Below are 13704 nucleotides of genomic sequence, written 5' to 3' on the forward strand. Positions count from 1 at the left end.
AGGTTGACCAAACCTCAGACCGGTTCAGCAGGGCGTTTCGATCCGATACATAGGGTTATCGCCATGCCGTAATTGTGCCGCCGCCCGCCAGGTTTCCATCCATCCGGTTGGGTTGAGTGACACGCAGGGTCGCGTAGGTTTCGCCAAAACCCGTCAGCACGACGTCGTAACCACGCAAAGACCAGGTCGTGACCCGGTTCAGATTCGTACCGAAACAACCGAACGCCGAAGCCGAAGCGCTGCCGGCAATTGGTTTGTTCAATGTCAGACTGCAGTTTTGGTTCGATGCCGAAAGGTTCCATTTGCCGACATAACTTGCCGCATTCGAGGCGGAAGCTCCACTGGTTCCGGCACTGTTGGAATTTCCTCCCAGCAACCCGGCAACAAGCGCGCCGGCGGCATTCGGATCAACGGAAAATCCTGCTGAAGACGTGGTTGTCTTCGTATGTCTGGTCCCGTCTGCAGAAGTCCAGCTTTTGCTTTTGGATGAGGACGTCGAGCGTCCGATGGGGTCGACGGCAGGCATTATGACCGGCGTGTTGGCGGTTTCCGACGCCGTTGGAGAGGAAAACCCTTGAACCGCGGTGTTTCCTGTGGAAGGGGCCGACTGACAAGCGGCAACAGACAATCCCGAAACAACAACGCCTGCCATCGCGAGCGGTCGACTAAACCTCATGAGGTCACTCCATATTTTCAAAAAGGGGCGGGAAAGGAACCGCACAGCTCTCAGGAAGAGAGGTCAGAAACAGGGACGGGAAGAGCGCAGGACAACGATCGGATGACTGCGATTGGTATTCCTGAAAAACGGACTGATCCCGGCTTCCATCTGACATGACGGCAAAGAGACCAAAGGCTCTCACCAGCGCACAGAATTTGACCGAAGCACAAGATCCGGCACCCAATCACATTCAAAAAATCACTAGTTAGGCGCAAACATAACAGCAACAATTTGAGGTCAATTTTCTTCAGTGTTTCAAAACAGATGCAGACAGTCGAATTCAAAGTCTTGCAACTCCTCCCTAGGCTCAACGTTTAAACAAGAAGACTTAACTCCAGAAGGTTTTGCTGTTTGCCGCAAGTCCCAAACTGTTTTCCTGATGTCCTGCAAGCCACAGAAACGCCATTGCGTCCGAGCCGATGGATCGATTGAAAACGCGCGCAAACCTTCGTAATTCTAACGAGGTGAACAGGAGACAGCGAATGCACGTCGACGTGGCGGGCCGATCTTACTTACCTTATGCGCATTTCACCGTTGCCGACGCTGCACCGGGCGAACGGTTTTCGCTTTGGCGAGAGAGTATTTCCGCCGTGTTCGAAGTCGAGGCCGAAAGAGAGTTGCGTAGGGCTCGCGAATTCGACGCATCGCTGGCGGCCTACCTGCATGGGGCGCATATGCTGGCAACGACGAGCGCCGCGCGTCAGAACTGGCAGCGGTCGGAACGACTGATCGGACACGACGGTATGGATCACTACATGATCCAGCTCTACGAAACGGGCAATATGCTCTACAGCCACCGGGGTGAGGACAGAACGGTCAGGGCTGGAGACCTGATTGTCTTCGACAATTCTCAGCCGATGGCCAGCAAGACAACGGACATCGTCACGCTTACGCTGATTGTGCCCCGGATGGATCTGGCGCCTTTGCTCAAGGCACCGGACGACCAGCATTTGAGACGCATCGGCATGGGGGAACCGCTTGCCGTTTTGCTGAGAAATCACCTGCTGACGCTCCGCGATCTGTCCCCCCGGATGCGGCGTTGCGAAGCCGTTTCGCTCAACCCTTCGTCGCTGGCACTCATTGCGGCTTGTTTGAATACCGGTCAACCCGACGATGAAACGCAAGGCGGCGTTCAGGTAGCCCGCGCCATTGCCGTCAGACGTTTCATCAGCGCGAACCTCGTCAATCCGGAACTTGGCCCGAACTTCATCATGCGCTCTCTCGGCATTTCCAGATCGCGTCTTTATGCCCTGTTTGAAAGCGACGGGGGAGTGGCCGCCTATGTCAGAAACCAGAGGCTCAGACTGATCAAGCTGCGCCTGGCCGACCCTTCTCATGACCGGTTTTCGATACAGCAGCTCATGTTCGAGGCGGGCTTTGCCAGTTCTGCCTCTTTCAGCCGTTTGTTCCGGCAGCAATTCGGCATGTCCGCAAGTGAATTCCGCCAGGAAGGCCGGAATTTCAAGATCGCCGCATCAACCGGCGAACGCGCCGGCCGGCGATGGGAGAACTGGATCCGGTATCTTTCCGAGTAGCTCTCAGAAAAAAAGGCCACCCCGGGGGACGGCCTTTCCAATTGCGGTGCGCTGTGCGGCAGATCAGACCCGGCGCTCCACCATCATCTTCTTGATCTCGGCAATCGCCTTTGCAGGGTTCAGGCCTTTCGGGCAAGCCTGGGAGCAGTTCATGATGGTGTGGCAGCGGTAGAGACGGAACGGATCTTCCAGATTGTCCAGACGCTCGCCGGTTGCCTCGTCACGGCTGTCGATCAGCCAGCGGTAGGCCTGCAGCAGGATGGCCGGGCCGAGGTACCGATCGCCGTTCCACCAGTAGCTCGGGCAGGACGTGGAACAGCAGGCACACAGGATGCACTCGTAGAGGCCGTCCAGCTTGACCCGGTCTTCATGCGACTGGAGCCATTCCTTTTCCGGAGCAGGTGAAACTGTTTTGAGCCATGGCTCAATGGAACGGTGCTGAGCGTAGAAGCGGGTCAGGTCCGGAACGAGATCCTTCACCACCGCCATATGCGGCAGCGGATAGATCTTGACGACGTCACCGGCAATCTCGTCCGTGCCCTTGGTACAGGCGAGAGTGTTGGTGCCGTCAATGTTCATGGCGCAGGATCCGCAAATCCCTTCACGGCATGAACGGCGGAAGGTCAGGGTCGGGTCGATCTTGTCCTTGATATAGATAAGACCGTCCAGAACCATCGGTCCGCAATCATCCGCATCGACAAAATAAGTGTCGACCCGTGGATTGCGGCCATCATCCGGATTCCAGCGGTAGATACGGTATTCGCGCAGGTTGGTAGCGCCTTCCGGCTTGTCCCACACCTTGCCTTCCGTCACCTGGGAGTTCCGGGGAAGCGTCAGCTGAACCATCTCGTTACTGCTCCGCGTTGGGCCCTTTATTCGCGCCAATTGCGCCTTTTGGGCCTAAAATCCTTTTGCTCAGTCACCGAGCTCAAAGATCATGTTGTCATCTGTCTGGCCGGTCACCTGATAGCCTCGGCTTGCCAGTTCGGGCAGGCAATCCTCGGACCAATAGGGCCGGCAATTGGTTTCAAGAAGGATCACGCGGGGCCAGAGGCTCTTGTCCGCATGTCTCAGGAAGGGAAGCACCACCCGGTCTTCGAACCCTTCCACATCCACTTTCAGTACGTCTATGCCGGAAAGCCCCTGCTCATCGACGATGGCAGTAAGCGGCCGGACCTGAACGAAAGTCGGAGACCAGTCCCCCGCCCATTCGCCTGTGGTCAGATCCTTCACAAAGGTGGCAAAGCCACAATTGCTCGGCTCCAACCAAAGCGGCAGCGTGTCGTCCCGTGGGCCGACCGCCGAATTGACGATGGTGAGGTTTTTCAAGTCGTTGGCACGAACGTTGAAACTGAGTTTGTCCGCAGTCTGCGGATTGGCTTCGATCGAAAGCACATCAGCTCCCAGACCGGCGGCAAAGATCGAATAGGAGCCGATATTGGCTCCAACATCGACAAAAACCTTGCCTTGGCCGAGAAGCGGTTCAATCAGTTTGTGCTCAGCACGTTCCGGCAAACGTCCTTTCGCAAGAATCTTGCGGTCGTCATAGTTCTCGCCCGGATAAATCCGGAATTTCAGACCATCCGCCTCAAGGTCGTAAGGACCCTTGAAGATCCGTGCGACCAGGGCGCGAACGCGCTTGCGCACCCCCTTGGAAAGGTCGTGCCGATCGGCAAGACGCCAGGCAACCCGAACCATCCGCTCGGCAGGATAGGTGCCGAACGGACTTCTCGTGTCCAGAAGGGTTGTTGTTGCCTGGCTCACTCAGCGCTTCCTTAGTAGACGCGCGCCTTCGGCGCGATCTTTTTCGGATCGATGCCACCTTCATCGAAGGTGGTCAGCGGATCGAGCACGACAGGGCGGTAATCCAGCTTCACTTCACCCGCGTCATTGACCCAGGCAAGCGTGTGTTTGCGCCAGTTCTCGTCGTCACGACCGGCAAACGGACCGTCCTTGTAGTCTTCGCGAGCGTGAGCGCCGCGGCTTTCCTTACGGGCTTCCGCGCCATAAACGGTCGTGATCGCATTGGCCATCAGGTTCTCCAGCTCCAGCGTTTCCACCAGGTCGGAATTCCAGATCATCGAGCGGTCGGAGACCTTGAGGTCCTTCAGCTCGCTCCAGATCTCGCTGAGGCGCTCGCATCCTGCCTCGAGGCTCTCCTGGGTACGGAACACGGCTGCGTCTTCCTGCATGGCGCGCTGCATCTTGTTGCGCAGATCCGCGGTCGGGATCGAGCCACTGGCATTCCGCAGATTGTCGAAGCGGTCCATGATCTTTTCGCAGGACGCTTCGTTCGGAGCCGGAACGGCAGATTTCGGATCGACGACCTCAGCTGCCTTGATCGCGGCAGCGCGGCCAAAGACCACAAGGTCGATCAGCGAGTTGGAACCCAGACGGTTTGCCCCGTGGACGGAAGCACAGCCAGCTTCACCAACGGCCATCAGACCTTCCTGGATGCGGTTCGGGTTCTTGCTGTCCGCATTCAGCACTTCACCCCAGTAGTTGGTCGGAATACCGCCCATATTGTAGTGAACCGTCGGCAGGACCGGGATCGGATCCTTGGTCACATCGACGCCGGCGAAAATGCGCGCGCTCTCGGAGATGCCCGGCAGGCGCTCGGCAAGCAGTGCCGGATCAAGGTGATCCAGATGCAGGAAGATGTGGTCGTTGTTCTTGCCGACACCGCGGCCTTCACGGATCTCCATGGTCATGCAGCGGGACACGACGTCACGGGACGCCAGATCCTTCGCTGATGGCGCATAGCGTTCCATGAAACGCTCGCCTTCCGAGTTGACCAGATAACCGCCCTCGCCGCGGGCGCCTTCGGTGATCAGGCAGCCGGAGCCGTAGATTCCCGTCGGGTGGAACTGAACGAATTCCATGTCCTGCAGCGGCAGTCCGGCGCGGGCAACCATGCCGCCGCCGTCACCGGTACAGGTGTGCGCGGAGGTCGCGGAGAAATACGCCCGGCCATATCCGCCGGTCGCGAGAACCACCATCTTGGCGGAGAAACGGTGAATGGTGCCATCGTCAAGGTTCCACGCGATCACGCCCTGGCAGACGCCGTCTTCGGACATGATCAGGTCAAGCGCGAAATATTCGATATAAAATTCCGCGTTGTGGCGCAGCGACTGGCCGTAAAGCGTGTGCAGGATGGCGTGACCGGTCCGGTCGGCAGCCGCACAGGTTCGCTGCACGGGAGGGCCTTCACCATAGTTCTGCATATGGCCGCCGAACGGGCGCTGATAAATCTTGCCCTCTTCTGTCCGGGAGAAGGGAACGCCGTAATGCTCAAGTTCGTAAACCGCCTTTGGCGCCTCGCGGGCAAGGTACTCCATGGCATCGGTATCACCTAGCCAGTCGGACCCCTTGACGGTGTCGTACATGTGCCATTCCCAGCAGTCCGGCGTCATGTTCTTCAGGGACGCTGCAATACCGCCCTGGGCCGCCACGGTATGGGAACGGGTCGGAAACACCTTGGTGATACAGGCGGTGCGCAATCCCTGTTCGGCCATGCCGAGCGTTGCGCGCAAGCCTGCGCCACCGGCGCCGACGACGACCACGTCATAGGTGTGGTCGATAAATTCATAGGTCTTGGCCATACGGGTTAACCTCCAAAGCCAATCTTGAGCACTGCGAAAATGCAGCCAAATCCGATGAAGGCGCAGAAGAACGTGTTTGCCATCAGCGACAGGAACTTGATGCCTTCGCCGTGGATATAGTCTTCAATGATCACCTGCATGCCAAGCTTCATGTGATAGACACCGGAGAGGATCACCAGCAGCAGAATGATCGAAACCAGCGGGTTCTTGAGCGTCTCGATCACTTCACCATGGGTCGAACCCTGCATGGCGATGACCATGATCACGAAGAAGCTTATCAGGAACACGTTGGCGACAGCCGTCACGCGCTGTTTCCAGAAATGGTCTGTGCCTTCCTTGGCAGAGCCAAGACCGCGAACCTTGTTCAGAGGGGTGCGCATATCCGCCATGACACTCTCCTTAGCGAACCATGTAACCGATGATCCAGAGGATCAGCGTCAGGGAAACGGAACCAATGATGGTGGCTTTTGCCAGCCACTCACGCGCGTCCTTGCCGAACCCGGCGCCCATGTCCCAGATGAAATGGCGAAGGCCACCCAGCATATGGTGCACCAGGGCCCAGGTGAAGCCGAAGAGGATCAAGCGCCCGATGATGGAGCCGTAAATCTCGTTGACAAAATCAAAGTAAGTCGGACCGGCGGCAGCGGCGATCAGCCACCAGGCCAAAAGAATGGTGCCGAAATACAGCGCCGCGCCAGTGATGCGGTGCAGGATCGACATAACCATCGTCAGAATGGGTTTATAAATCTGAAGATGGGGCGATAGCGGGCGATTGCCTCGCAGATCGGCGTTCGACATGGAATTCCTCTCCCGTACGACGCTACCTAACGCTTACGGAAACGTAAGCAAATCAACGCGTTGTCTAGAGGGTTTCTAGCGCCAACGCACGCAAAGGTCAAAATATCCTATAGGCCAATTCGCACCGAAACCACTTCTGAATCGTTTAAATGGGCATCATTACTTGAAACATTGGTAAAAAATTGCGGCGATTCCAAAGGTGACCTATACGTCAACCACCTCATTGGAATGCGGAACACCGAAGACCGACCATCCTGTTTTGTGCGCAAAAGTCTCCATCGCCTCCGTCCCGAGCTTGGAATTGCCATAGCGGTTGAGCCCCGGAGACCAGACGGCAATCGAGGCGCGGCCGGGTGAAACGACCAAAATGCCTCCACCGACGCCGCTCTTGCCCGGCATGCCGACCCGGAAGGCGAAATCGCCGGAACCGTCATAGTGACCACAGGTCATCATCAGCGCATTGATCCGGCGACGGCGCTCAACCGAAACCAGTTGAGGCATATTGTCCGCATCGACCAGAAACCGTCCCGCCATGGCCAGTTGGCGGCAGGTCAGCTCGATCGCGCATTGATGACAATAAGTTCCCAGAACCTTGTCGACGGTCGAGCGCAGGTTGCCATGGGAGGCGAGATAATGCGCCAGGGAGAAATTCCGGTGGCCGGTTGTGATTTCGGAATGCGCGACTTTTTCGTTGATGTGAATACTGTCGTCGTCGGCCGCGGCCCGGACAAAGCGGACAAGCTCGCCAAGCGCCTCGCGCGGACTGGAACCGGCGAGATAGGTATCGGTCGTCACCAGCGCACCCGCGTTTATGAAAGGATTGCGCGGAATGCCGTTTTCACGCTCCAGAAGCAGGATCGAATCAAAGGAAAGCCCCGACGGTTCCCGCCCGACCCGATACCAGAGCTGGTCGCCAACCCGACCGAGCGCAAGCGCAAGGGCAAAGACCTTCGAAACCGACTGGATCGAAAAGGGCACCTCGGCATCTCCAGCGGAGAAGACCTGTCCGTCCGACAAGGCGACCGCAATTCCGAACTGATCCGGGTTGATCCCGGCAAGTTCGGGAATGTAACTGGCAACCTCTCCCTTGTCGGGATTGCCCGACGCGGTCTCCGCCAGATCGTTCAGAAGGTCCTGCATGTGCCACTCCTACAAGGAAAGGCAGTTCGTCAGATCGCCGTTCCGGGTGCAAGTCTCTTATAGAGATGCATCATAAAGATGGTTGCGAAAATAGGCGTGACCAGATTGAGGATCGGCACGGCCAGCAGGCAGGCTATCACCAGCCCGCCAAGGAAAACGGTTCCCCCACGTGCTTTCCGAAACGCCCTGGCCTGTTCCGGCGGCATGAAGCGCATTGCCGCGAATTCGAAGAACTCCCGGCCGAGCAGATACCCGTTCACCAGGAAGAAAGCGACAAGGTTGACACCCGGGATGAGGAGCAGAAGCAGCGCGAAAATGTTTCCGGCAATGACGATGCCGGTAAACTTGATTGTCTGGCCGATCGACTGCGCAAATGGAAGCGCCTTGCCGGGACGGTCGCCCGGGTAGTCGCGCGTCTCGACGATATCGGCAATATCGTCCTGAAAGAGGCCGGCAAAAAGCGCTGAGATCGGCGCGATCAGAAACCCGAGCGCAAAGACGGCACCGATACCTGTCAGTATAGAGATCGACCATTCGACCCAGTTTGTCCAGGCGGCGTCGTTGCCGTATTCAGTGGCGGCAACACCAAGAAAGTGTCCGACCACGCCCTGCAACACGATCCAGATCACCACGAGGATCGCGATCGTGAAACCAAGCATCTTCCAGAAAATTGCGCGGAACGGCTGCTCGAACACCTGTGACATGGCACGGGAAGCGGCTTGGAACATGGAACCTTCAAGTCTTTGTGAATGACCGCATCGACATAAGTGCGGAGGGTGCAAGGTGCAAGAGGAGATACAGTTGCGGCCTCTGCGAATGCGGGAGATCAGGCGCCGTCAGATCAAATCGACTTCAGCAAATGCAGGATCCCGAACCTGCGCTTGACTGCACCGGGATAACTTTTCGGCATTGGGCAAATCAAAACCGCGTCCGGGCCTTCAACGCCTGCGCGAGCGTCCCCTCGTCCAGATAGTCGAGTTCACCGCCGACCGGGACCCCATGGGCGAGCTTGGTAACATTCACGTCAAGCGGTGAAAGATGGTCCATGATGTAGTGGGCCGTCGTCTGGCCTTCGACCGTCGCGCTGATCGCAAGAATAACTTCCGAATAGCCTTCGGATCCGCACCGTTCGACCAGTGATGCCAGATTGAGGTCTTCAGGCCCGATGCCGTCGAGCGGTGACAAAGTGCCCCCGAGCACGTGGTAGCGGGCATTGACGGCTCCGGCGCGTTCCAGCGCCCAAAGATCGGCAACATCCTCGACCACGACCAGCACGCCTGGATCCCGCTTGGGGTCCGCACAGATTGTGCAGGGATTGGACGTGTCGACGGTGCCGCACGTGGAACAGATACCGATTTCGCTCACTGCGACACCCATGGCGTCTGCGAGAGGAACCAGCAGCTGGTCCTTTTTCTTGATGAGATGCAGAGCGGCGCGGCGCGCGGAGCGAGGTCCAAGCCCCGGCAGTTTCGCAAGCAGTTGAATCAACCGCTCGATCTCGGGTCCTGCAACCTGCTTTTGTGCCATTAACCGCCCGCCCCCGTAAGATCTTAAAACGGCAGCTTCATGCCGGCTGGCAGCCCCAGGCCACCCATCATTTCCTGAGTCTTGTCCTGGATCGCCTGATCGATCTTCACGCGTCCATCCGTGTGTGCGGCAATGATCAGATCTTCCAGGATCTCGCCTTCCTCTTCCTTCAGAAGGGACGGGTCGATTTTCAGGCTCTTCATTTCGCCTTTGCCGTTGAGGCGAAGCGTTACCAGGCCACCGCCGGAGCTGCCTTCGGCTTCGATGTCTGTGATCTGTTCCTGAAGCGAGCCCATTTGCTCCTGCATCTGCTTGGCCTGCTTCATCATCTTGAGGAAGTCCATCGGATTTCTCCTTGAATTCTCGATAGGCGCTGCTGCGCGCCTTATCTTTCAACGTCTCTAATCTAATTTGGGATCTGCGTTTAGAAGAACAACAGGAGAATTACCACCCCCAAATGCGGTATCCCGGGCATGACTGAGAGCCCCTGCGCAGGGCATTCATGTCTTCTTGAAGCAGAGATAAAAAACTCTTCCCGCGAAATACAACCCGGCGAAAAACGACACACACACAATAGAAACAACCGTCAATAACTTTGTGTATTGATCGATGTCGCTCTTTGACACAATTGCCATGACAATCAGGAAAATCGCGCCCGTTACCAAGAACCAGATGACATTGTTTCTTATCTTGTGATCGTTCATGTTGCTTAACTTGTGAGTTGGTCAGATTTCATCATCATCATCGCCCAATGCTTCATTGAGCAACGGGTCGTTGACGAGCGGGTCGGCCATTGCGGCTTCGTCTTCTTCCGTGACCTGCACCTTCACATCGACAACCTTGGCACCGGGAAACTGTGCGAGCAATGCGGCAACGGTCGGATGGGACTTGGCATCGGAAAGCAGCTGCTGCTGGTTTGCTTCTTCCTCTTCGTGGATGGTTGGCCGCCCCTGGTTGCGCGAAACCACCACAAACCAGCGCTGACCGGTCCATTCGGTCAGTTTGCGCCCGAACTCACCGGCAATATCGGCCGGGGCATCTTCTGTCGGCTGGATTTCGATTTTGCCAGGTTCGAATTTCACCAGACGCATTTGCCGCCGGATTGCGACCTTCATCGGGATGTCGCGCTTTTCAGACGCCAGCGCGGCACAATCATGAAGATTACGCAGATTGTAAGCCGGTTGCGCAGGCGCTTCCGTCTGAGGCGCGATCTGAGGAGATGCTTGCGTATCGGGCATTCCGCCCTGAATAGCCGCCAGCTGTGGTCGGCCTGCGGCCTGCATGGTCGGACCGTTTCCCGGGCCACCAGCCGACTGCGGCATACCGACCGCCATTGCCTGTCCGCCGCCGCCTCCTGAGGGAGCCCCTCCACCGCCGGAGGGCGCGGCACCACCGAGTGGATTATGTCCGCTCTTGATCTGCGCCATCAGGTCGCCCGGATCGGGCAGGTCCGCTGCATAGGCAAGGCGCACCAGCACCATGTCCGCCGCCGCCAGCGGCTTGGAAGCGGCCTGCACTTCCTGAACGCCTTTCAGAAGGATCTGCCAGGCGCGTGACAAGAGGCGTACGGAAATTTTTTCGGCAAATTCCTGCCCGCGTGCCCGTTCGGCTTCGGTCACCGAAGCTTCATCCGCAGACTTCGGCGCAACCTTCATGCGGGTGACAAGATGCGTAAAATCCGCAAGATCGGTCAGCACGATCGCCGGGTCGGCGCCGACGTTATACTGCAACTGCAATTCGCCGAGCGCATCTTCGATCCGGCCTGCCATCAGGTGACCGAAAAGATCGATCACGCGGGCGCGGTCGGCCAGGCCCAGCATCTGACGCAGGTCGTCGGCTTCGATCGCTCCGGCGCCATGAGCCATCGCCTGATCGAGCAATGAAAGGGAATCACGTGCAGAGCCCTCGCCCGCACGGGCGATCAGCATAAGAGCCTCGTCGGAGATCTGTATGTTCTCGGCGTCAGAAATCCGTCGCAGCAGACCGATCAGCTTCGATTGCTCGATCCGGCGCAGATCGAAGCGCTGGCAACGCGAGAGAACCGTGATCGGAACCTTGCGGATTTCCGTGGTGGCGAAGATGAATTTCACATGTTCCGGCGGTTCTTCCAGGGTCTTCAGAAGACCGTTGAAAGCCGCATTGGAAAGCATGTGCACTTCGTCGATGATGTAGACCTTGTAGCGCGCCGTTGCCGGACGGTAGCGGGCCGCATCGATGATTTCACGGATATCGTTGATACCGGTATGGGAGGCCGCATCCATCTCGATGACATCGACATGACGCCCTTCCATGATCGCCTTGCAGTGCGTGCCTTCACGCTCAAGCTTGACGGTCGGTTTGTCCGCCTCGCCGGGAACCTCGTAATTGAGGCCGCGGGCGAGGATACGTGCAGTGGTCGTCTTTCCGACGCCGCGAACACCCGTCAGCATCCACGCCTGAGCGATACGGCCGGTGTCAAACGCATTTTCCAGCGTCTGGACCATCGGCTCCTGACCGACGAGATCCTCGAAGGTTTTCGGCCGGTATTTGCGTGCCAGAACGCGATATGCACCATCCTGGTCCTGGCCACCAGAATCAGAGGTGTTGGTCATGTCAGGCGCAGGCGCGCCTTCTTGCGGAAAACCTGTTTCATCCATGAGGCGCACAATAGCGACTTTTTCTGAAAGTTGGACGGCAATTTGAAAGTTTTTCTGTGAACGGAAATGCGTGATCGGGCGAACGTGGTCTTTTCCCGATCAGTTGCAGAAACGATCCGGCATCAGAAAGATTTCCCTCGCGCGGCGACTATCTACCCTTTCCTTTGAATACCAGGTTTCCATCAATGACCTCGACACGAGATCCGGGTTCTTCTCCATGAACTCCGCAAATGTCTCGTGAGGTGTGTCGGCCATGCGTTCCGACAACAGGCCGAGGAAGGCCAGCGTCAGAGTGGTGTTGAATTTGTCCGGAGCGCCTACCTTGGCCGCGATGCCGCGCAAAGCGGAGCCATAGCGCGCAGCAGCTTCCAGAAATTCATATTTCTGCAACATCTTGCAGGCGACCCCGATGTGATCGACATGCGTGAACCCGGACGCATCGAGCGATTGCGTTTCAAACTGCTCCGTCATCGCATTGTAGTTTCGCGGTTCAGGTCCCATCGGATTTATCCATCAGTTTGTGGCTGTCGTTTGCACTCAGGTCGAGATCGTAGACGCTTTTCAACTGTTCGATTTTCCCAAGCGTTTCTGCGGAAAAGGGTGGTTTGTTCTCAAAGCAATGCAGCGCCATGCCCTCGATCAGATCTCCGAGAGAAAGATCCAGATGTTCCGCAAGGCCCTTGAGAACCTTGAGAAGCCGTTTTTCCAGACGCACACCGGTCTGAACGCGTTCAACTGATTTCGCCATGATTGTTATCATGGTACCAATGTACCAACAAGTCAAGTGTTGACGACATGTGAGAACAGATGCAGTCGCGCAACAAAAAAACACCGCACGGATCGAGCGGTGTTCGACATAGGAATTCAATTTTTTGAAAGGTGGGAGGCTGGCACGGCGACCCGTGCCGAGGCTCGTTAGGGCTGCTTCCTTCCGGACCTGACCCGGTTGGCGAGTGGCTCGTCCACCACCAACCTCCCGAGTGCCTTATATCAGATCCACCCTGGGGTTTGGCAAGAGGCCAAAACGATTTTTTGTTTGCCATGGAACAAACCGCCCGATGGCGCCGGTTTTCAAGGACGCAGTGTCGCCAGTTTCGGCCCGAAACCCATGAAAACAACACCGGTCACGCCCTTCAGCCACCGCTGGAACGACGGATTACGAGCGGCGCTGCGCATGCTGGCGAGCAGAACGATCATGGCACCAAACCAGAGTGCGTTGATCAGAGAATGTATCGCCACGAGCGAAAAGGCTGCCGACACAGCACCGTCACCAGCAGGAATAAACTGCGGGAATGCAGCGAGATAGAACATCGAAACCTTCGGATTGAGGGCATTTGTCAGGAAACCTTCCCCAAACGCCCGTGCCATCGTCCGCTTTCGCTTTGCCGGAACGACATCAGGGGCGAGTACCTTTCCGGAAAACGCATCTTTCAACGCCTTCAGGCCAATCCAGAAGAGATAGGCAGCGCCAAGCATCTTGACGACAAAAAAGGCTTCCGCCGAATGGACCAGAATGACCGAAATGCCGAGAATCGAGAGCGTTCCGTGAAGGAAAAAGCCCGCAACAAACCCGCCAACATTGCAATAGGCGGCCGAGCGCCCGGACGTTGGAACCGTTTTGGCGATCAGGACGCCATTGGGGCCGGGAGACATCACCAGGAGACCGGCAACAAAGGCAAAACTCAAGAAGGTTTCCAGAGACATGTCTCAATCCGAATTGGCAATGCTGAAAGGGAACGGGAGATGAA

15 protein-coding genes and 1 other RNA gene are annotated in these 13704 nt (G+C 57.2%); 1 reads left to right on the plus strand and 15 read right to left on the minus strand.

Annotation, left to right across the window (positions count from 1 at the left end; translation table 11 throughout):
• Positions 1-55: 55 nt before the first annotated feature.
• Entirely contained in the window at positions 56-676 is a 621-nt protein-coding gene (locus ABLQ08_RS21535) for an AprI/Inh family metalloprotease inhibitor (RefSeq protein WP_352946187.1), read from the minus strand.
• A 524-nt stretch (positions 677-1200) separates the two neighbouring features.
• Here ABLQ08_RS21535 and ABLQ08_RS21540 point away from each other — a divergent pair.
• On the plus strand, positions 1201-2253 hold the full coding sequence (locus tag ABLQ08_RS21540) for a helix-turn-helix domain-containing protein (protein ID WP_352946189.1): 1053 nt from the start codon (positions 1201-1203) through the stop codon (positions 2251-2253).
• A 63-nt stretch (positions 2254-2316) separates the two neighbouring features.
• Here ABLQ08_RS21540 and ABLQ08_RS21545 read toward each other — a convergent pair whose 3' ends face one another.
• The 14 genes from ABLQ08_RS21545 to ABLQ08_RS21610 form a co-directional block, all read right to left on the minus strand.
• Complete coding sequence (locus ABLQ08_RS21545; RefSeq protein WP_352946191.1) at positions 2317-3099, minus strand: succinate dehydrogenase iron-sulfur subunit; 783 nt, start codon at positions 3097-3099, stop codon at positions 2317-2319.
• A 69-nt stretch (positions 3100-3168) separates the two neighbouring features.
• The gene (locus ABLQ08_RS21550; RefSeq protein ID WP_352946193.1) at positions 3169-4017 is read right to left on the minus strand and encodes an FkbM family methyltransferase; all 849 of its coding nucleotides are present in this window, start codon (positions 4015-4017) and stop codon (positions 3169-3171) included.
• 11 nt (positions 4018-4028) lie between these two features.
• Complete coding sequence (gene sdhA, locus ABLQ08_RS21555; protein WP_352946195.1) at positions 4029-5855, minus strand: succinate dehydrogenase flavoprotein subunit; 1827 nt, start codon at positions 5853-5855, stop codon at positions 4029-4031.
• A 5-nt stretch (positions 5856-5860) separates the two neighbouring features.
• The gene (sdhD, locus tag ABLQ08_RS21560) at positions 5861-6244 is read right to left on the minus strand and encodes a succinate dehydrogenase, hydrophobic membrane anchor protein (protein WP_352946197.1); all 384 of its coding nucleotides are present in this window, start codon (positions 6242-6244) and stop codon (positions 5861-5863) included.
• A 10-nt stretch (positions 6245-6254) separates the two neighbouring features.
• A complete protein-coding gene (gene sdhC / locus ABLQ08_RS21565; protein ID WP_352946199.1) occupies positions 6255-6653 on the minus strand; it encodes a succinate dehydrogenase, cytochrome b556 subunit in 399 nt (132 codons plus the stop codon).
• 204 nt (positions 6654-6857) lie between these two features.
• On the minus strand, positions 6858-7793 hold the full coding sequence (locus ABLQ08_RS21570) for a glutaminase (RefSeq protein ID WP_352946201.1): 936 nt from the start codon (positions 7791-7793) through the stop codon (positions 6858-6860).
• Positions 7794-7822: 29 nt separating this feature from the next.
• Positions 7823-8521, minus strand: a complete 699-nt coding sequence (locus ABLQ08_RS21575; RefSeq protein WP_352946203.1) for a sulfate transporter family protein — start codon at positions 8519-8521, stop codon at positions 7823-7825.
• Positions 8522-8711: 190 nt separating this feature from the next.
• A complete protein-coding gene (gene recR / locus ABLQ08_RS21580) occupies positions 8712-9320 on the minus strand; it encodes a recombination mediator RecR (RefSeq protein ID WP_352946206.1) in 609 nt (202 codons plus the stop codon).
• 23 nt (positions 9321-9343) lie between these two features.
• A complete protein-coding gene (locus tag ABLQ08_RS21585; RefSeq protein ID WP_352946209.1) occupies positions 9344-9664 on the minus strand; it encodes a YbaB/EbfC family nucleoid-associated protein in 321 nt (106 codons plus the stop codon).
• Positions 9665-10045: 381 nt separating this feature from the next.
• A complete protein-coding gene (locus tag ABLQ08_RS21590; RefSeq protein ID WP_417714936.1) occupies positions 10046-11956 on the minus strand; it encodes a DNA polymerase III subunit gamma/tau in 1911 nt (636 codons plus the stop codon).
• Between the two features lie 99 nt (positions 11957-12055).
• The gene (locus tag ABLQ08_RS21595) at positions 12056-12457 is read right to left on the minus strand and encodes a hypothetical protein (RefSeq protein WP_352946212.1); all 402 of its coding nucleotides are present in this window, start codon (positions 12455-12457) and stop codon (positions 12056-12058) included.
• The gene (locus ABLQ08_RS21600) at positions 12447-12704 is read right to left on the minus strand and encodes a hypothetical protein (RefSeq protein WP_352946215.1); all 258 of its coding nucleotides are present in this window, start codon (positions 12702-12704) and stop codon (positions 12447-12449) included. The genes ABLQ08_RS21595 and ABLQ08_RS21600 overlap by 11 nt, the downstream gene beginning before the upstream one ends.
• Before the next feature lie 131 nt (positions 12705-12835).
• Positions 12836-12933: signal recognition particle sRNA small type (ffs, locus tag ABLQ08_RS21605), an RNA gene on the minus strand.
• 94 nt (positions 12934-13027) lie between these two features.
• Positions 13028-13660 (minus strand): LysE family translocator, encoded by a 633-nt coding sequence (locus ABLQ08_RS21610; RefSeq protein WP_352946217.1) that lies wholly within the window; start codon positions 13658-13660, stop codon positions 13028-13030.
• Positions 13661-13704: the final 44 nt, after the last annotated feature.

The organism is Roseibium sp. SCP14, from assembly GCF_040329475.1.
Lineage (GTDB): Bacteria > Pseudomonadota > Alphaproteobacteria > Rhizobiales > Stappiaceae > Roseibium.